This is a genomic window from Streptomyces sp. SID5469 (assembly GCF_009862865.1).
Lineage (GTDB): Bacteria > Actinomycetota > Actinomycetes > Streptomycetales > Streptomycetaceae > Streptomyces > Streptomyces avermitilis.
In genome coordinates, this window is record NZ_WWIN01000001.1 from 5,536,866 (window position 1) to 5,554,814 (window position 17,949).

Annotated in this window: 17 protein-coding genes and 1 pseudogene; 12 read left to right on the plus strand and 6 right to left on the minus strand. The window is 71.4% G+C overall.

Going from position 1 to position 17,949, the window contains the following annotated elements; genetic code table 11:
* Positions 1 to 49 precede the first annotated feature (49 nt).
* The 5 genes from GTY58_RS23705 (at position 50) to GTY58_RS23725 (ending at position 5,767) form a co-directional block, all read left to right on the plus strand.
* Positions 50 to 1,282 carry an acyltransferase gene (locus GTY58_RS23705; protein ID WP_042493463.1) on the plus strand — a complete coding sequence of 411 codons (1,233 nt, stop codon included), beginning with the start codon at positions 50 to 52 and terminating at the stop codon, positions 1,280 to 1,282.
* 130 nt (positions 1,283 to 1,412) lie between these two features.
* Entirely contained in the window at positions 1,413 to 2,747 is a 1,335-nt protein-coding gene (locus GTY58_RS23710; protein ID WP_042494490.1) for a sensor histidine kinase, read from the plus strand.
* Positions 2,748 to 2,861: 114 nt separating this feature from the next.
* Complete coding sequence (locus GTY58_RS23715; RefSeq protein ID WP_010985960.1) at positions 2,862 to 3,536, plus strand: response regulator transcription factor; 675 nt, start codon at positions 2,862 to 2,864, stop codon at positions 3,534 to 3,536.
* Between the two features lie 219 nt (positions 3,537 to 3,755).
* Positions 3,756 to 5,096, plus strand: a complete 1,341-nt coding sequence (locus GTY58_RS23720; RefSeq protein WP_242432118.1) for a histidine kinase — start codon at positions 3,756 to 3,758, stop codon at positions 5,094 to 5,096.
* Entirely contained in the window at positions 5,093 to 5,767 is a 675-nt protein-coding gene (locus GTY58_RS23725; RefSeq protein ID WP_010985962.1) for a response regulator transcription factor, read from the plus strand. Before GTY58_RS23720 ends, GTY58_RS23725 begins: the two co-directional genes overlap by 4 nt.
* 30 nt (positions 5,768 to 5,797) lie before the next feature.
* Here GTY58_RS23725 and GTY58_RS23730 read toward each other — a convergent pair whose 3' ends face one another.
* The gene (locus GTY58_RS23730; protein ID WP_306292876.1) at positions 5,798 to 5,935 is read right to left on the minus strand and encodes a hypothetical protein; all 138 of its coding nucleotides are present in this window, start codon (positions 5,933 to 5,935) and stop codon (positions 5,798 to 5,800) included.
* Between the two features lie 54 nt (positions 5,936 to 5,989).
* Here GTY58_RS23730 and GTY58_RS23735 point away from each other — a divergent pair.
* The 3 genes and pseudogenes from GTY58_RS23735 to GTY58_RS23745 all read left to right on the plus strand — a co-directional run.
* A pseudogene (locus tag GTY58_RS23735) lies at positions 5,990 to 6,202 on the plus strand (transcriptional regulator); the annotation flags it as partial.
* Entirely contained in the window at positions 6,202 to 6,387 is a 186-nt protein-coding gene (locus GTY58_RS23740) for a DUF397 domain-containing protein (RefSeq protein ID WP_010985963.1), read from the plus strand. The pseudogene GTY58_RS23735 and the gene GTY58_RS23740, both read left to right, overlap by 1 nt.
* 123 nt (positions 6,388 to 6,510) lie before the next feature.
* Positions 6,511 to 7,728, plus strand: coding sequence for a cytochrome P450 (locus GTY58_RS23745; protein WP_010985964.1), 1,218 nt, complete (start codon positions 6,511 to 6,513; stop codon positions 7,726 to 7,728).
* Here GTY58_RS23745 and GTY58_RS23750 read toward each other — a convergent pair.
* The 3 genes from GTY58_RS23750 to GTY58_RS23760 are packed head-to-tail and all read right to left on the minus strand — an operon-like array spanning position 7,712 to position 10,498.
* Positions 7,712 to 7,936: a hypothetical protein gene (locus GTY58_RS23750; protein ID WP_037649204.1), complete on the minus strand. Its 225-nt coding sequence runs from the start codon at positions 7,934 to 7,936 to the stop codon at positions 7,712 to 7,714. The two genes, GTY58_RS23745 and GTY58_RS23750, sit on opposite strands and share 17 nt — an antisense overlap.
* 46 nt (positions 7,937 to 7,982) lie before the next feature.
* Positions 7,983 to 9,587 (minus strand): ABC transporter permease, encoded by a 1,605-nt coding sequence (locus tag GTY58_RS23755; RefSeq protein ID WP_010985965.1) that lies wholly within the window; start codon positions 9,585 to 9,587, stop codon positions 7,983 to 7,985.
* On the minus strand, positions 9,584 to 10,498 hold the full coding sequence (locus tag GTY58_RS23760) for an ABC transporter ATP-binding protein (RefSeq protein ID WP_010985966.1): 915 nt from the start codon (positions 10,496 to 10,498) through the stop codon (positions 9,584 to 9,586). The genes GTY58_RS23755 and GTY58_RS23760 overlap by 4 nt, the downstream gene beginning before the upstream one ends.
* A gap of 101 nt (positions 10,499 to 10,599) precedes the next feature.
* Here GTY58_RS23760 and GTY58_RS23765 point away from each other — a divergent pair, with 101 nt between their 5' ends.
* Complete coding sequence (locus GTY58_RS23765; RefSeq protein ID WP_037649112.1) at positions 10,600 to 11,097, plus strand: MarR family transcriptional regulator; 498 nt, start codon at positions 10,600 to 10,602, stop codon at positions 11,095 to 11,097.
* A 125-nt stretch (positions 11,098 to 11,222) separates the two neighbouring features.
* On the opposite strand, the gene GTY58_RS23770 is transcribed toward GTY58_RS23765, so the two are convergent.
* Positions 11,223 to 12,743, minus strand: coding sequence for an APC family permease (locus GTY58_RS23770; RefSeq protein ID WP_037649114.1), 1,521 nt, complete (start codon positions 12,741 to 12,743; stop codon positions 11,223 to 11,225).
* Between the two features lie 236 nt (positions 12,744 to 12,979).
* Between GTY58_RS23770 and GTY58_RS23775 the strand changes: the two genes are divergently transcribed.
* Entirely contained in the window at positions 12,980 to 14,374 is a 1,395-nt protein-coding gene (locus GTY58_RS23775; RefSeq protein ID WP_010985969.1) for an ethanolamine ammonia-lyase subunit EutB, read from the plus strand.
* Complete coding sequence (eutC, locus tag GTY58_RS23780; protein ID WP_010985970.1) at positions 14,371 to 15,159, plus strand: ethanolamine ammonia-lyase subunit EutC; 789 nt, start codon at positions 14,371 to 14,373, stop codon at positions 15,157 to 15,159. Before GTY58_RS23775 ends, eutC begins: the two co-directional genes overlap by 4 nt.
* A 292-nt stretch (positions 15,160 to 15,451) precedes the next feature.
* On the opposite strand, the gene GTY58_RS23785 is transcribed toward eutC, so the two are convergent.
* Complete coding sequence (locus tag GTY58_RS23785) at positions 15,452 to 16,309, minus strand: diacylglycerol kinase (RefSeq protein ID WP_010985971.1); 858 nt, start codon at positions 16,307 to 16,309, stop codon at positions 15,452 to 15,454.
* Positions 16,310 to 16,504: 195 nt separating this feature from the next.
* Between GTY58_RS23785 and GTY58_RS23790 the strand changes: the two genes are divergently transcribed.
* Positions 16,505 to 17,788, plus strand: coding sequence for an adenylosuccinate synthase (locus tag GTY58_RS23790; protein ID WP_010985972.1), 1,284 nt, complete (start codon positions 16,505 to 16,507; stop codon positions 17,786 to 17,788).
* Positions 17,789 to 17,949 lie beyond the last annotated feature (161 nt).

A 17,949-nucleotide genomic window follows, 5' to 3' on the forward strand; every position in this document is an offset into this window, starting at 1 on the left:
CCTGCGACAGGACGTACGGACGGACGTACGGACGGACGGACGCGTCGACATGAAGGACGGCGCACGCACAGCCGCACGAACAGCGGTACGCGCCATAGCCACCGGCATACGGGACGGTGCCCGCCGGGTGGACACCGCGACGCCCGCGCACCGGGACCGCGCGGTCGACACCCTGCGTGCGTTCGCGATCCTCGGGGTCGTCCTGGGCCACTGGCTGGTGACCGCGCTCGTCGCGGACGGCGGGACGCTGCACACGGCGAGCCCGTTGCAGCACATGCCGTGGCTGGCCCCGATCTCCTGGGTCTTCCAGACGCTCGCCGTGTTCTTCCTGGTGGGCGGTCATGTGGCGACGAAGGGGTACGCCTCGGCACGCGCGCGTGGCACGACGTACGGGCGGTGGCTGCGATCCCGGCTGGCCCGTCTGTTCAAACCCGTGGCGGCGGTACTGACGCTGTGGACGCTCGCCGTGGGCGGTCTGCTCGCGGCGGGCGCGGACTTCGGCACCGTACACACCCTGGTGAAGCTGGCACTGTCCCCGCTGTGGTTCCTGCTGGTCTTCGCGGGGCTGACGGCGGCGACACCACTGCTGACGCGCCTCAACCCGCTGTGGCCGCTGGCCGTCGTTCTCCATGTGGACCTCATTCGCTTCGGACTCGGCGGGCCCTCCTGGCTCGGCTGGGTGAATGTGGCCGCGGGCTGGCTGGTGCCGTACACGCTGGGCGCGGCCTGGACGCGCGGTGAGCTGGACCGCCGTCGCGCGGGCTGGGTGCTGCTGGCCGGCGGCGCGGCGGCGACGGCGGGGCTGGTCGCGTGGGCGGGCTACCCGGCGTCGATGGTGGGCGTCCCCGGCGCCGCGGTGTCGAACCTCGATCCGCCGACTACGGCCGCCGTCACCTTCGGCCTGGCCCAGTGCGGCCTCGCGCTGCTGCTGCGCGCCCCGCTGCGCCGGATCACGCGCCGCCCCCTGGCCTGGGCGGCGGTGGCACTGGTGAACCTCTCCGCGATGACGATCTTCCTCTGGCACCAGACGGCCATGATGGCGACCACCGCCACCGGCCTTCTCGCGGGCCGGCTCCCCGGACTGCACACCACCCCGGCCGGGTTGAGCTGGGTCGCCGCCCGTCTGCTCTGGCTCCCCGCCTTCGTCCTCGTCCTCGCGGTGTGCTGGGCGGCCTTTCGCGTCTACGAACAGGGCGGCCGTCGCAGTGGAGGCCGCCGCTCCCAAGTGGTCCTTGTCCACAACTCGGGCCGAACGCAAGCGCAGGCGACCGACCGTGCCTAGGGTTGACCGGGTGGACGAGGCACGGCAGGCGGACCCCGGCAGTGGACCCCCGCCCCCTTCCGCTTCTCCACTCTCCGCCTCGACGGCCCTCCGCCGCCCCCACGACTACTTCCGTGCCCTCCGCGCCGACCTGTGGACGGTCGCGGCCGACCCGCTGCCACCCCTGTCGCGCCCGCGCAGGCTGCGGTGGTTGCCGCACGTCCTGGTGTGCGTCGTCGCCCTGACCCTGGCACTCGCGGGCACGGAAGAGATCAGAACCGGCTACCACCTGGCCTCCGGGCTCAGTAGGGTGCTCGGGTTTCTGCAGGGCGGAGCCGTCGTTCTCGCCCTGCGGCGTCCGGTTCCCGCCTGGTGGCTGTCGCTGGCGGTCACCGCCGTGTCCGCGGAAGCCGCGCGGATCGCCCAGGACGGCGTCGCGTACGGCGTCTCGGTACTGCCCTCGCCCTCGCCCGTGTCCTCGATCAGGCCATCGTGGCCCTGGACGTCGCAAGGGATCATGGCGTGCGCCTTCGTGCTGTTCCTGCTCGCCCTGCGGGTTCCCGTCCGTGCCTCCATCGGGGTACTGGCCCTGACCACCCTGGTGACGTACTTCCTCCAGGGCATCCAGGGTGCGACGGCGTACTCTCCGACGGGCCTGTTGGCGGTGCTCGTCTTTGCCACCGTCGTCCTCGTCGGCGCCGCGCTGAGGGGCCGCCGCGAGGCCCGTACACAACTGGTCGAGCAGGCCTCGCTGACCGCGGAGGAGCGTGCCCGCCGGACCGTTCTGGAGGAGCGCAGCCGCATCGCGCGCGAGCTGCACGACGTGGTCGCGCACCACATGTCGGTGATCTCCATCCAGGCCCAGGTCGCGCCCCACCTCGTGGAGAACCCGTCCGAGGAACTGAGGGAGAACCTGGCGGGCATCCGGCAGAACGCGCTGGAGGCCCTGACCGAGCTGCGCCGCGTCCTGGGCGTCCTGCGCTCCGAGGACCCGCAGGACCCGTACGGGATCGGCAGCGGCACCGGCGACGCCCCCGACTCCCCGCAGCCGACCCTCGCCCGGCTGGACGCCCTCGTGGAGAACACCCGGGCCGCCGGCCTGACGGTGCTGACCGAGATCAGCGGCGACGCGCGTCCGCTGCCGCCCGGCGTGGAGCTGTCCGCGTACCGGATCATCCAGGAGGCCCTCAGCAACGCGCTGCGGCACGCGCCCGGTTCCACGGTCCGTGTCGAACTCACCCACTTTCCGCGGGGTGTGCAGGTGCGGGTCATCAACTCCCGGCCCCAGCGGCCAGTTCCGCCCTCGCCGGGCGCGGGTCACGGGCTGCTGGGCATGCGGGAGCGCGCGGCGATGCTGGGCGGCACCCTGGTCACGTCCGAGACCTCGTGCGGCGGCTACGCGGTCGCGGCCTTTCTGCCCCGTTCCCGGGACCAGGGCCCGGCGACCGGCGACGACCTGCCGCACCCGCCAGGTCCGAGAGACTGAGCAGCCCGACGACCCGACCGGGTCACGAGGCCCACAGGACCGACAGGACCGACAGGACCGACCGACCCGACCGACCCGACGGGGCTCAACGGGCCCGACAGGAGAAGAGGAACCATGACGAGCAGTGCCATCCGCGTACTGATCGCCGACGACCAGATGATGGTCCGGCAGGGCTTCACGGTGCTGCTCAACACCCAGCCCGACATCGAGGTGGTCGGTCAGGCGGTCGACGGCCTGGACGCGATCGCCAAGGTCGCCGAACTCGCCCCGGACGTCGTGCTGATGGACATCCGCATGCCCGAACTCGGCGGCATCCAGGCCACCGGCCGTATCGCCGTCGACTTTCCGCAGGTCAAGGTCTTGGTGCTCACCACCTTCGACCTCGACGAGCACGTGTACGACGCCCTGCGCGCCGGCGCCTCCGGCTTCCTGCTCAAGGACGCCTCCGCCGACCAGCTCGCCGAGGCGGTCCGGGTGGTGGCGGCGGGCGACGCGCTGCTCGCTCCCGGGATCACCCGTCGGCTCATCGCGGAGTTCTCCCGCCTCGACACCACACCCCGCGCCCCGCTCAAGGTGCGCGTGGGCGAGCTGACCGAGCGCGAGACGGAGGTCCTCGCCCTCATCGCCCAGGGCATGTCCAACGCGGAGATCGCGGACCGCCTGGTGGTGGCCGAGCAGACGGTGAAGACCCATGTCGGCCGCATCCTCGTCAAGCTGAGCCTGCGGGACCGTACGCAGGCGGCGGTCTTCGCGTACGAGTCGGGGCTGGTACGGCCGGCCGGATACTGAGCCGTCTTCCGGAGGCCGCCGGGCCGGTTGCCGAGCCGCCTTCCGGAAGCTGCCGGGCTGGTAGTCGAGCCGTCTTCCAGAGGCCGCCGGGCCGGTAGTCGGGCTGCCACGGAGCCCGCCGGAGCGGCCCCGGGGCCACCCGTAGTACCTGAGACGGATCCTGAAGGACCCCTCTCACTGGTGACGACCACGACCCCGGGTTCGGCCTACCTTTTCCATGTGACCGAGACGACACAGATGCAGATGACGCCACCGGGGGGCGGGGCCACGCAGCGCAGCCCGGAATTCCGGCTGGCCGTGGATGCCCTGCGCGGCCTGCGGCAGGACCTGATCCACGACGCCTTCGCCTACCGCCCGCTCCCGCGCATACGAGTGGACGGACCGCGGATCCGCCGCCTGCCGGAGGGGATCCGGGAATACGCGAGCTGGACCCCGCACGGGATGGTGGCGGCAGCCGGTCTGTTGTCGATGGCGATCGGCGTCAGCTCCGCCGAAGGCTCGGGCACTTCGCTCCTGTTCGGTCTCCTCGCGCTGCTCCCGGTCCTGCTCACCCTGGTCCGGCCGCTCGGTGCCTTCTGGTTCTCCATGGCGGCGACAGCTGTCGTCGGCGTGTTCGCCGACATGTGGGACGACTGGCCGTGGCTGCCCAGCAGCTTCGCGGCCCACCTGACCGTCCTGACGGTCGTGGCACTGCGCACAAGGCCGCGCATCGCCGCGTGGATGTGGTTTCTGACCGCGGTGTACGGGATCTTCGCCGAGACGTTGTTCGGCTCGGGTCACTACGGGACGAACACCCTGCCGCTGCTGTTCGTCTCCGCGCTCGCCCTCCTGGCCATCACCGTGCTGCACACACGCCGCGCGGCCAAGCAGGAGGTGACCGCCCAGCAGTCGGAGACGGCGCACGAGCGTTCCAAGCGCACTCTCCTGGAGGAGCGCACCACGATCGCCCGTGAGCTGCACGACGTGGTCGCCCACCACATGTCCGTGGTCGCCATCCAGGCGGAGGCCGCGCCCTACCGCGTGGAGAACCCGCCGGAGGAACTGGAGAAGGCCTTCGCCACGATCCGGGAGAACGCGGTGGCGGCGCTGACCGAGCTGCGCCGCGTCCTCGGCGTGGTCCGCGCGGAGGACTACGAGGCGCCGGACGCCCCCCAGCCCACCCTCGCGGACCTCGACGCCCTCCTGGCGAACGTGCGGGAGGCGGGCCTGACCGTGGACAAGGCGGTGACGGGCGCGGTCCGCGAACTCCCGCAGGGCGTCGAGCTGTCGGCGTACCGGATAGTCCAGGAGGCCCTCAGCAACACCCTGCGGCACGCGCCCGGCGCGACGGCCCGGGTGGAGATCGGCTACGTCCTGGGCGGCCTCGGCCTGCGCATAGTCAACGGCCGCGCGCCGGGCCTCACCCTGGTGAAGTCCACGCACGGCGCCGGGCACGGCATCACGGGGATGCGCGAGCGGGTCTCGATGCTGAACGGTGAGATGACGGCGGACGAGACGGAAGACGGGGGCTACGAGGTGACGGTGTTCCTGCCGGTGTCCATGCTGGAGGACTCCCCGTGACGAGTGACGCGATCCGTGTACTGATCGCCGACGACCAGATGATGGTCCGGGAGGGCTTCTCGGTGCTGCTCGGGGCGATGCCGGACATCGAGGTCGTCGGGGAGGCGGTCAACGGCCGGGAGGCGGTGGAGCGGGTCCGTGAGCTGGCGCCGGACATCGTTCTGATGGACATCCGTATGCCGGAGATGAACGGCATCGAGGCCACGCGGGAGATCGTCGCCGCGGGCGGGGCGGCGAAGGTGCTGGTGCTGACGACGTTCGACCTGGACGAGTACGTGTACCAGGCGCTGCGGGCGGGGGCGTCCGGTTTCCTCCTCAAGGACGCCTCGGCGCGCCAGCTGGCCGACGGGGTGCGGGTGGTGGCGGCGGGCGAGGCCCTGCTGGCGCCCTCGGTGACGAAGCGGCTGATCACGGAGTTCTCCCGGCTCGCGGAGACACCCCGCCTGTCGGCCTCGGTGCACGCGGCCTACGGGGAACTGACGGAGCGTGAGACGGAGGTGCTGGTACTGATCGCCCAGGGTCTGTCGAACGCGGAGATCGCCGGGCGCCTGGTGGTCGCCGAGTCGACGATCAAGACCCATGTGAGCCGGATCCTGGTCAAGCTGGGCCTGCGGGACCGGACGCAGGCGGCGGTGTTCGCCTACGAGGCACGGCTGGTGACGCCGGGGTAGGGCGTGCGGCGTCCTTTTCCATACGCTCGGTCAGGTCGTCGCCAGCTCGCACCACACGTACTTGCCCCGGTTGCCGAATCTGGACAGGCGCTGCCGGCCCCGGAGGCTGGAGCAGGCGCTGACGAGGGCGAGGCCGCGGCCGTCCTCGGCGTCGGTCAGGTCTTTCAACTCGCCTGGGAAATAAGGTGGTTCGGGATTCGCGTCCCACGCGCCGATCCGTACGGTTTCGGAGGCACCGGTGCCTCGATGATGTACCTGGGAGGTCCGGTGCCCAAGTTGGACACGGGACTGCGTGATTCGCCCACCGGCACCGCGTTCCTCGATGCGGAACCCCAGCTGGAGCACCTCCGCACGTTGCTTCGTAGGGTGGAGAAGGCGTCACTGGATCCGGTGGCATCGCGGGACTTCATCCACCGATTGGCCAAGGAACTGTAATGAACTGGCGGAAGTCGACGTACTCCGGCGGAGGCCAGGGCGACACCTGCGTCGAGATCGCGGCGCTGCACCCCCGAATAGCCATCCGTGACTCCAAGGCCCCCACCCGCGCCACCCTCTCCTTCCCCACCGCCTCCTTCACCGCCCTCATCGAGCACCTCAAGGAACGTAAACCCGCACCCTGAGCGTGCCCAGTGGCTCGGTGCGGACTCAAAGCCCACTCGTGGACCGCGTCCGTGGACGTGACCCTCCGGCCACCGAGCAGACACCCCTGGTCAGGCAGAGGGTCGCCGGGCTAGCGTCCGTTCATGGCAGCTGCTTTTGACCTCGCCTTCGACCCCTGGGACCCGGCGTTCCTCGCCGACCCGTACCCCGCCTACGCCGATCTGCGCGCCAAGGGCCGCGTGCACTACTACGAGCCCACGAACCAGTGGCTCGTACCGCACCACGCGGACGTCTCGGCGCTGCTGCGCGACCGGCGCCTGGGGCGGGCGTACCAGCACCGGTACACGCATGAGGACTTCGGCCGCACCGCACCCCCGGCGGAGCACGAGCCGTTCCACACCCTCAACGACCATGGGATGCTCGACCTGGAGCCGCCGGACCACACCCGGATCAGGCGCCTGGTGTCGAAGGCGTTCACGCCGCGGACCGTGGAGCAGCTCAAGCCGTACGTGGCCAAGCTCGCCGGCGAGCTGGTGGACCGGCTCGTCGCGGCGGGCGGCGGGGATCTGCTCGCGGATGTCGCCGAGCCCCTCCCCGTGGCCGTCATCGCCGAGATGCTGGGCATCCCGGAGTCCGACCGTGCCCCGCTCCGTCCCTGGTCGGCGGACATCTGCGGGATGTACGAGCTGAACCCGCCGAAGGACGTGGCGGCGAAGGCGGTGCGGGCGTCGGTGGAGTTCTCCGACTACCTGCGCGAGCTGATCGCCGAGCGCCGCAAGGAGCCCGGCGACGATCTCATCTCGGGGCTCATCGCCGCCCATGACGAAGGCGACCGCCTCACCGAGCAGGAGATGATCTCCACCTGCGTCCTGCTGCTCAACGCGGGCCACGAGGCCACCGTCAACGCCACGGTCAACGGCTGGTACGCCTTGTTCCGCAACCCCGACCAGCTGGCCGCCCTGCGCGCCGACCACTCGCTCGTGCCCGCCGCCGTGGAGGAGTTGATGCGCTACGACACGCCCCTCCAGCTCTTCGAGCGCTGGGTCCTGGACGAGATCGAGATCGACGGCACGACGGTCCCGAGGGGCGCGGAGATCGCCATGCTTTTTGGCTCCGCCAACCACGACCCCGAGGTCTTCCGGAATCCCGAGAAACTCGACCTCACCCGCGAGGACAACCCCCACATTTCCTTCAGCGCGGGCATCCACTACTGCATCGGGGCACCGCTGGCACGGATCGAGCTGGCGGCTTCGATGACGGCCCTCCTGGAGAAGGCCCCGACACTGGGCCTGGTGGCGGAGCCGAAGCGGAAGCCGAACTTCGTGATCCGGGGGCTGGAGGGGCTCAGCGTCGCGGTCTGAGCCGCCGGAGCAGGGCCCACGCGCCCAGAGAGGCGGCGATTCCGCCGAGGACCGCCAGCGGCAGTTCGGCGTAGAGCACGCTCCAGTCCGGGGCCGCTTCGAATCGCCAGAGCCGCTCCCGGACGTCGACGGCCCATACCGCGAGTCCCGCGCCCGCGCCGACGGCCGCGGTCAGACATCCCGCGGCGGCCTGCGTACGTTGTCCCATGCCCGGCATGGACGTACGCAGGCCGCTTCGGGGTTCCCGCCGCCGGTCAGGTCGTGAGGTCGCGGCGCCGCAGGCCGGTCAGGCCCGCGGCCACTAGGACCGCGGAAAGACCGAGCAGGATCAGTACCGGCGGCCAGTTCATCGCGCCGCCCGGCAGTTTCGGCAGATGACCGAACGGCGACACGTCCAGCACCGCCTGTGGAGCGTCCAGCGCAGGCCCGACCCACCCGATCAACAGCACCGCGCCCGCGACTCCCCAAGCCGCCCCCGCAGCCCGAGGCAGCACCCCGAACAGCAGCACCGCGGCCCCGCCGATCACCCACACCCCGGCCACCTGTACCAGGCAGGCGCCCAGAATCGGCCCGGCCTCCTTGCCGTAGCCGACGGCGAAGCCCAGCCCGGCGAGCAGCATGATCAGCACCGAACCGCCGAAGGCGATCGTCAGGTGCCCGGCGGCCCATCGCAGCCGCCCCACCGCGTTCGCCAGCACCGGTTCCGCCCGCCCCGACGTCTCCTCACCGTTCAGCCGGAGCACCGACGCGACCACGTACAGCGCGGCCACCAGCCCGAGCATCCCGACCATCGAGGCGAGGAAGGCGTCCGTGATCCCGGACTGCCCGCCCATGCGCTCGAAGATCTCGCGGGCGTTCTCGTTGTCGCCGACCAGATCCGCCGCACCGTCCGTCATCCCGCCGTACGCGACCCCGGCGAGGAAGAAGCCGACGCTCCAGCCGAACACGCTGCCCCGCTGCAGCCGCCAGGCCAGGGCGCCCGCGGTCCCGAGGCGTCCTACCGCCGGTCCGGGCCGCGTCGGCAGGAAGCTCATGCCGATGTCGCGGCGGCCGGCGAGTTCGTAGGCGACCGCGCCCTGGATCAGGGACGCCGCGACGAACAACGCCAGTACCCACCACCGTTCGTCGGCATACGGCCGCAGATTCTCCAGCCAGCCGATCGGCGACAGCCAGGTCAGCACCGAGGAACCGTCGTCCGTCGCCGAGTCGCCGGCCGCGCGCAGCACGAAGGCGGCGCCCAGAACGCCCGCCGTCAGGCCGCGGGCCAGCCGTGCGCTCTCCGTCAGCTGGGCGACGATCGCCGCCATCGTGGCGAAGACCATGCCGACGCCCGCGATCCCGAGCCCGAAGGCCACGGCGCCAAAGACTCCGTGACCGGCCAGGCCGGCCGCAACCAGCAGTGCCAGTACGGCATGTGCGACCGCCGCCGTCAGCAGCGCGGCCGTCAGCGAGGCCCGGCGGCCCACCATCCCGGACGCCACCAGCTCCTGGCGGCCGCTCTCCTCCTCGTCCCTGGTGTGCCGTACGACGACGAGGAGGCTCGTCACGGCGGCCAGGGCACCGGCGTAGACGCCGACGCGCCAGGCCGTCAGCGCGCCCAGTGAGTCGTCGAAGACCGGGCCGACCAAGGCGCGCAGGGAGGAGTTGGTCGCCATCTGGTGCATGAGGTCGTCGCGTTGGGCCTGGGTGCCGTACAGGTTCTTCAGGGTGTTCGGCATGGAGAGCACCATGAGCGCGTTGATCCCGATCCAGATCGGGATCGTCGCGCGGTCGCGGCGCAAGTCGAAGCGCAACAGCGTTGCGGTGCCGGCCAGTTGGTGCGTGCCTTTGGACCGTACGGCGGAGGTCGTGGCGGTCATCGGGCCGCCACCTCCGGCTGTTCCTCCTGGTAGTGCCGCAGGAACAGCTCCTCCAGGGTCGGCGGAGTCGACGTCAGGGACCGTACGCCCGACTCGCTCAGCGAGCGCAGTACGGCGTCCAGCTTGTCGGTGTCGACCTGGAGGCGGATCCGGTGGCCCTGTACGTCGAGGTCGTGGACGCCGGGCAGGTGCGCCAGCCCGTTGGGCGGACCCGCGAGTTCGGCGGTGACGCTGGTGCGGGTCAGATGGCGCAGCTCGGCGAGCGAACCACTCTCGACCGTCCGGCCCTGGCGGATGATGCTCACCCGGTCGCACAGCTCCTCGACCTCGCTCAGGATGTGCGAGGACAGCAGGACGGTCCGGCCCCGGTCGCGCTCCTCCTCGACACACCGCTGGAAGACCTCCTCCATCAGCGGGTCGAGGCCCGACGTCGGTTCGTCCAGGATCAGCAGATCGACGTCCGAGGCGAAGGCGGCGACCAGCGCGACCTTCTGCCGGTTGCCCTTGGAGTACGTGCGCCCCTTCTTGGTGGGGTCCAGCTCGAACCGCTCGGTCAGCTCCGCCCGCCGCGCCCGGTCGAGGCCCCCGCGCAGACGCCCGTACAGATCGATGACCTCGCCGCCGGAGAGGTTGCGCCAGAGCGTGACGTCTCCGGGGACGTAGGCGATCCGGCGGTGCAGTTCCACCGCGTCCGTCCACGGGTCACGGCCCAGTAGCCGCACCGTGCCGGAGTCGGCGCGCAGCAGGCCCAGCAGGACGCGGATGGTGGTGGACTTGCCGGCGCCGTTGGGGCCGAGGAAGCCGTGCACCTCACCGCTCTCGACCTCCAGGTCGAGCCCGTCCAGGGCGTGCGTCCTGCCGAACGACTTGTGCAGTCCGGATACCCCGATGGCGGGGTGTGCCTTCGTCATGCTTCAGAACGTACGCTTCTTTCAGAAATTTGTGAAGTTAAGGAATCGTATAAACTTGGGGCCGACGCGGCGGGCGGGGAAGCAGGGGAGATGATCGGGGAATGACGGAAACGAGCGGGGCCGGACGGGACGCGGAAGCGGTCTCGAAGTTCGTCGAGAGCTTCGCCGCGCAGCTCGTCGAGGCAGGCATGCAGCGGATGCCGGCCCGTGTCTTCGCGGCGCTGCTCGCCTCCGACTCCGGCACCCTGACCTCCGCCGAGCTGGGCGAGCAGCTCCAGGTCAGCCCCGCCGCGGTCTCCGGGGCGGTGCGCTACCTCGCGCAGCAGCACATGGTCTCCCGCGAGCGTGAACCCGGTTCGCGGCGGGAGCGCTACCGCGTGCACAGCGACCAGTGGTACGAGCTGCTGACCAACCGGGAGGCGGTGCTCAAGCGGTGGGAGCACGCCCTGCGCGAGGGCGTCGACAGCCTCGGTGCCGGGAGCCCGGCCGGCCGCCGGCTCTCCGAGACCCTCGCGTTCTTCGAGTTCCTGGACGGCGAGATCGCGTCGATGATGGACCGCTGGCGCCTCCACCGCGAAGAGCGCTTCGGCCAGGGCTGAACCCCGCCGAAGCGCTGAACCCCGCGGCCCCGGGGCTGAGGTGCTGGGCCCTGCGGCCCCGGGCTGAAACGCTCAACCCCGCGCCCCCGGGGGCCGAAGCGCTCAACCCCGCGGTCCCCGCCGGGCTACCGCTCCTTCGTCTCCTCCAGCACCGTCCGGCCCAGCAGCGCATACCGTTCCGGCGCGCGCCGCTTCAGGTACTGCGCGTATCCGACGCCGCCCACCGCGATCAGGGCGACGATCCAGGGCGTGGCCCTGAGGATCAGCGCGCCCGACTCGGGGCCGGCCGCGACGCCCATGTTGGACACCAGCAGCACCACGACCGCGAGCATCGCGAGGCCGCCGATGAGCGGAGCGGTGAACGTCCGGAACCAGTGGCGGCTCTCGGGGTGGTTCTTGCGGAAGTAGGCGAGCACCGCGAACGAGCACACCGCCTGGACCACCAGGATCGCCATCGTGCCGAGGATCGCGAGCAGGACGTACGTACCGCTGTACGGGTCCTTGCCGACGGCCCAGAACGCGCCGAGCAGGACCGCGCTGACCACCGTCTGCACCAGCCCCGCGATGTGCGGGGAGCCGTGCTCGGGGTGCGTGCGCCCGACGGTGCGCTGAAGCGAGGGCAGGACGCCCTCGCGGCCGAGCGCGTACATGTAGCGGGCGGCGCAGTTGTGGAAGGCCATGCCGCAGGCGAGCGAGCCGGTGATCATCAGCCACTGCATGACGACCACCGCCCAGTGGCCGACGTAGTGCTCGGTGGGGTTGAAGAACAGGGCGAGCGGGTTGGCGGAGGAGGCGGCCCGGACGGCCTCCGTCTCGCCGTTGCCCGTGATGGCCATCCAGGAGACGAAGACGTAGAAGACGCCGACGCCCAGGACGGAGATCATCGTCGCCTTGGGGATGATCTTCTTCGGGTCGCGCGACTCCTCGCCGTACATCGCCGTCGACTCGAAGCCGACCCACGACCAGAAGGCGAAGAAGAGGCCGAGTCCGGCGCTGGTGCCCTTGAAGGCGTTGACCGGGTTGACCGGGCCGAAGGTGAAGCCGTGCGGGCCGCCGCCGTGCACGGCGACCGAGACGGCCATCGCCGCGAGGACGGTGACCTCGGTGGCCAGCAGCACCACGAGCAGCTTCTCGGCGACGGACACCCCGAACCAGGTACCGGTCGCGTTGACGGCGAGCATCAGGAGCGCGAAGAGCCACCACGGGATGTCGAGGCCCGTCTGGTCCTTCAGCGTGGTGGTCGCGAAGGACGAGAAGATCCCGATCAGGGCCGGCTCGAAGACGACGTACGCGAAGGTCGCGAGCAGCCCGGAGGCGAGACCCGCGGTGCGGCCGAGGCCGTAGGAGATGAAGCCGTAGAAGGCGCCGGTCGAGGTGATGTGCTTCGCCATCGAGGTGAAGCCGACCGCAAAGATTGCCAGTACGACCATTGCGACGAGGTAGCTCGCGGGGGCGCCGATGCCGTTGCCCGACGACACCATGAAGGGCACGTTGCCGGTCATGGCGGTGATCGGCGCGGCGGTGGCGACGGCCATGAAGACCACGCCGAGCAGGCCGATGGCGTTGGGCTTGAGCCGGTGAACGGCCCCTCCGGGTTCGGCGCTTGCGCCCGCCGCCTCGGGGGCCACGCCCTCTTGTACTGCCATCGGGTGGCCCCTTCCCTCGTTCACTCGGTGTGTCCCGCGCGTCGGAACTCTGCCCGGACTCTGCACGGAATATGAGTCGTGTCACCGGTCGCGACGTTAAATGTTTGTCAACCAGACCTTTAGAGCGGCGAGGGAACGAACGTCTGCGTTAACTCTGCGGCGGGGCATGGACCCGCCGCCCGGCCCCTTCGTACGGTCGCGGGCATGAGCACTCACTTCGTACGGCGGTCGCGGGCATGAGCACGTACACCGCCCGCCTCGGCGGCCGCACCCACTCCTTCCCCTCCCTCGCGGCGCTGCTCGCCGCCGCGAGCCCCGAGCGGTCCGGGGACCGGCTGGCCGGGCTCGCCGCCGACTCCGCCGAGGCGCGGGTCGCCGCGCGGTGGGCGCTGGCGGAGGTGCCGCTCGCGCGGTTCCTCGCCGAGCCGGTGATCCCGTACGAGGACGACGACGTGACCCGGCTGATCGTGGACACCCACGACGCGCGGGCGTTCGCGCCGGTGGCCGGTCTTTGCGTCGGCGAGTTCAGGGAGTGGCTGCTGTCGGACGCGGCGGACGCCGGGTCGCTGGCCGCGCTCGCCCCCGGGCTCACGCCCGAGATGGTGGCGGCGGTCTCCAAGCTGATGGGCAACGCGGACCTGGTCGCGGTCGCGCGCAAGGCGCGGGTGGTGACGGCGTTCCGCTCGACCATCGGCCTGCCGGGGCGGCTGGCGACCCGGTTGCAGCCCAATCACCCCACGGACGACCCGGCCGGTGTCGCCGCCGCCCTGCTGGACGGACTGCTCCTCGGCTCCGGTGACGCGGTGATCGGCATCAACCCGGCGACGGACAGCCCGAAGGCGGTACGGGACCTGCTGGAGCTGCTGGACGGAGTGATCCGGCGCTACGCCATCCCCACCCAGTCGTGCGTCCTGTGCCATGTCACGACGAGCATCGACCTGATGGAGCGCGGCGCCCCCGTCGACCTGGTCTTCCAGTCCATCGCGGGCACGCAGGCGGCGAACGCGTCCTTCGGGGTCACGCTGGGTCTGCTCGACGAGGCGTACGACGCGGCGCGTGGGCTCGGCCGGGGGACGGCCGGGCAGAACGCGCTGTACTTCGAGACGGGCCAGGGCAGCGCCCTGTCGGCGAACGCGCACCACGGGGTGGACCAGCAGACGGTCGAGGCACGGGCGTACGCGGTGGCCCGCCGCTACGACCCGCTCCTCGTCAACACGGTCGTCGGCTTCATCGGCCCGGAGTACCTGTACGACGGCCGGCAGATCCTGCGGGCCGCGCTGGAGGACCACTTCTGCGGCAAGCTGCTCGGCCTGCCGATGGGCCTGGACATCTGCTACACGAACCACGCCGACGCGGACGACGACGACATCGCGACGATGCTGACGATGCTCGGTGTCGCCGGGGCGTCGTTCGTGATCTGCACACCGGGCGGCGACGACATCATGCTGAACTACCAGTCGGCCTCGTACCACGACGCGCTGTATCTGCGGGAGGTGCTGGGGCTGCGCCCGGCACCGGAGTTCGAGGACTGGCTGTCGCGCATCGGCCTGCTGGACGATGCCGGGGCGATCCGGGACGTGACGGGCACGGCGCATCCGCTGACGGCGATCGGGCGGGAGCTGGCCGCATGACGAACCGTCCTCCTGCCGCGTACGAAGGTGAATCCGACCGGGCGATGTGGGCGGCTCTGCGCCGCCACACCCAGGCCCGGATCGGCCTCGGCCGCGCCGGCAGCGCGCTGCCCACCCGGCACCGGCTCGAACTCCAGGCCGCGCACGCGGCGGCGCGGGACGCGGTGCACACGCCCTTCGCACCGGACGTCGTCGCGGCGGCCCTGACCGGATTCCCGACGATCCGCGTGCGCAGCGCCGCCCCCGACCGGCTCGGCTACCTCCAGCGCCCCGACCTGGGCCGCCGGCTGGACGCCGCCGACCGGGCCCACCTGCCGCGCGACGACTGGGACGTGGTCTTCGTGGTCGCCGACGGTTTGTCGAGCCGGGCGGTCCACGAGCACGCGGCGGCGATGGTCCACGCGACGACGGCGCTGCTCCCCGCGGACCTGCGGGTGGCGCCGGTGGTCCTCGCGGAGCAGGCCCGCGTCGCCCTCGGCGACGACATCGCGCACGCCATGGGCGCCCGGATGACGGTGGTCCTGGTGGGGGAACGTCCGGGCATGTCGGCGGCGGACTCCCTGGGCGCGTACCTGACGTACGCGCCGCGCCCGGGCACGACGACGGACGCGGACCGCAACTGCCTGTCCAACATCCGCCCGCCCCTCGGCCTGGCCTACGCGACGGCGGCGGCGAGACTGACGGCACTGATGAAGCGGGCCCACGAGCTGGGCCGCACCGGGGTGGACCTGAAGGACGAGTCGACCGAGTCGGCCGAGGCCCCTGCCCTCACTCCGACGACGTAGCCGCCTTTCCGCTCGCGCGGGGTGCGTGGCCGCCCGGCCGGGGTGTGCGGCGGCGCCCCGCCCGCTCACTGAGGCAGCCCGGGCCTCCGGGCCCTTCCGTCGTTCGTCCCGGAGGCTGACCGCTCCCCGGGGGGCGTGGCCGTGCCCCCGCTCTTCCCGGCAGCCCGGGGCCCTTCCGCTCGCGCCCGGGAGCGTAGGCCATGCCCCGCCGCTCTTCGCGGGGGCCCGGGGCCCGGGCCCCGGCCGCTTCCGTTCGCGTCGCGCCCGTGGGGCGTAGCCGCGCCCCTCCCGCTCACCCCGGCAGCACCAGCCCCCAGGCCCGCTCCCGGAGCGTCCACGTGCGGGTGCGTACCGGGCCTCCGACCGCCGCGTCCGCCCGGTACCGGAAGTCGGCCCCGGACACCGTCACGCGCCGCCCCGCCGCCCGCAGCGGTGCCACCTCCGCACCCACCGACACCGGCCGCACCTCCACCCACGCCCCGCCGGACGCGCCCGGTGTCACGGACACCCCCGCCACCGGCTGGTCCAGGTCGACGAGGGTCACCCCGTCGACCTCGATCCGCAGCCGCGACGGCCCGGGGCCGGGCGGCGCGGAGGCGAGCCGCGACGGGCGGGTCGCCAGCGTCCGTACGAGGGACTGACAGGTCCGCAGCCACGGGTGGGCCAGGGCCGGCCCCGGGACCACGCCCTCGGCCGCCAGCTCGGCCGTGCCGCGCGCCCACGGGATCCGCAGATCCCCGAGCACCACCCCGTCACTGTCGTCCACCAGCAGGTCCAGCCACTGCTCCGCCCCGTCCAGCACGGTCCGCGCCGCCGCCACGGCGCCCGTGGGCACCCCCAGCGACCGCGCGAGGGACAGCGTCCGCCCCACCGGCACGAGGGACAGCGCGCACGCGCCGAGCTCCCGCTGCCGGTGCAAATGCGCCACCGCCCGCAGCAGCGCCCGGTCGTCGCCCACCACCACCGGCCGCCGGGACCCCCGCCGGGCCAGTGCGCGGGCGAATTCCTCGGGCCCCTCCGGGAGGCACACCTTCGTGGACGCACCCGCGCTGAGCACGTCTTTTGCGATCCGTACCGACTCACCGTCGCTGTGACGGGCGACCGGGTCGATGACCACCAGGAGCTGGTCGGAAGTCGCCACCTCGGTCATGCCTCGCTTCCTCGGGTAGCATCTTTGTGCAAGAGCCCCTTGCGCTATTGCGCCAGGGGCTTCGTCTATTCCGGGGCATCCGGTCCGACGGTCGCGGCCTGTGAAGGTCGCCGGGGTATGCAGCCAACGCACTCGTGCGCTGGGCGCGTACGCCCCCGACCATGGACATGCCCCGCCCGGAAGGGGTGTACGCGCGTGCCCGCACTTGTGCTGCTCGGTGCTCAGTGGGGTGACGAAGGCAAGGGAAAGGCCACCGACCTGCTCGGTGGTTCAGTGGATTATGTGGTGCGCTACCAGGGCGGCAACAACGCCGGCCACACGGTAGTCGTGGGCGACCAGAAGTATGCCCTCCACCTCCTCCCTTCCGGAATCCTCACACCGGAGTGCACTCCGGTCATCGGAAACGGTGTCGTCGTCGACCCGTCGGTCCTGTTCTCCGAGCTGAACGGACTGAACGAGCGAGGCGTCGACACGTCCAAGCTCCTGATCAGCGGAAACGCGCACATCATCACGCCTTACAACGTGACGGTGGACAAGGTGACGGAACGCTTCCTCGGGAAGCGGAAGATCGGCACGACCGGGCGCGGCATCGGCCCGACCTACGCCGACAAGATCAACCGCGTGGGTATCCGCATCCAGGACCTGTACGACGAGTCGATCCTGACGCAGAAGGTCGAGGCGGCCCTCGACGGCAAGAACCAGCTCCTCACCAAGGTCTTCAACCGGCGCGCCATCGAGGCCGGCCAGGTCGTCGAGGAGCTGCTGACGTACGCGGACCGGCTCAAGCCGTACGTCGCGGACACGGTGCTCGTCCTCAACAAGGCGCTCGACGACGACAAGGTCGTGCTCTTCGAGGGCGGCCAGGGCACGCTCCTGGACATCGACCACGGTACGTATCCCTTCGTCACGTCCAGCAACCCCACCGCGGGCGGGGCGTGCACGGGCTCCGGTGTGGGCCCGACGAAGATCAGCCGGGTCATCGGCATCCTGAAGGCGTACACGACCCGTGTCGGCGCCGGTCCCTTCCCGACCGAGCTCCTCGACGAGGACGGCGAGGCGCTGCGCCGCATCGGCGGCGAGCGGGGCGTCACGACCGGCCGGGACCGCCGCTGCGGCTGGTTCGACGCGGTCATCGCCCGCTACGCGACCCGGGTGAACGGTCTGACGGACTTCTTCCTCACCAAGCTCGACGTCCTGACGGGCTGGGAGCAGATCCCGGTCTGCGTGGCGTACGAGATCGACGGCAAGCGCGTCGAGGAGCTCCCGTACTCGCAGACCGACTTCCACCACGCGAAGCCGATCTACGAGAACCTCCCGGGCTGGTCGGAGGACATCACGAAGGCCAAGACCTTCGAGGACCTCCCGAAGAACGCCCAGGCCTACGTCAGGGCCCTGGAGGAGATGTCGGGCGCCCCGATCTCCGCGATCGGAGTGGGCCCGGGCCGCGACGAGACGATCGAGATCAACTCGTTCATCTAGCCACGGCTGAGGATTCACCCGGCCACCGCTGACGAGAGGGGCGTCCGACCGGACGCCCCTCTCGTATCGGGTGGGGCGTCCTGCCGCTGCACCCCGCGCCGACCCGACACGACGGGCCTATGCTGAAAGTCGCCCGCGAGGCAGACGGCCCACGCCTTGGT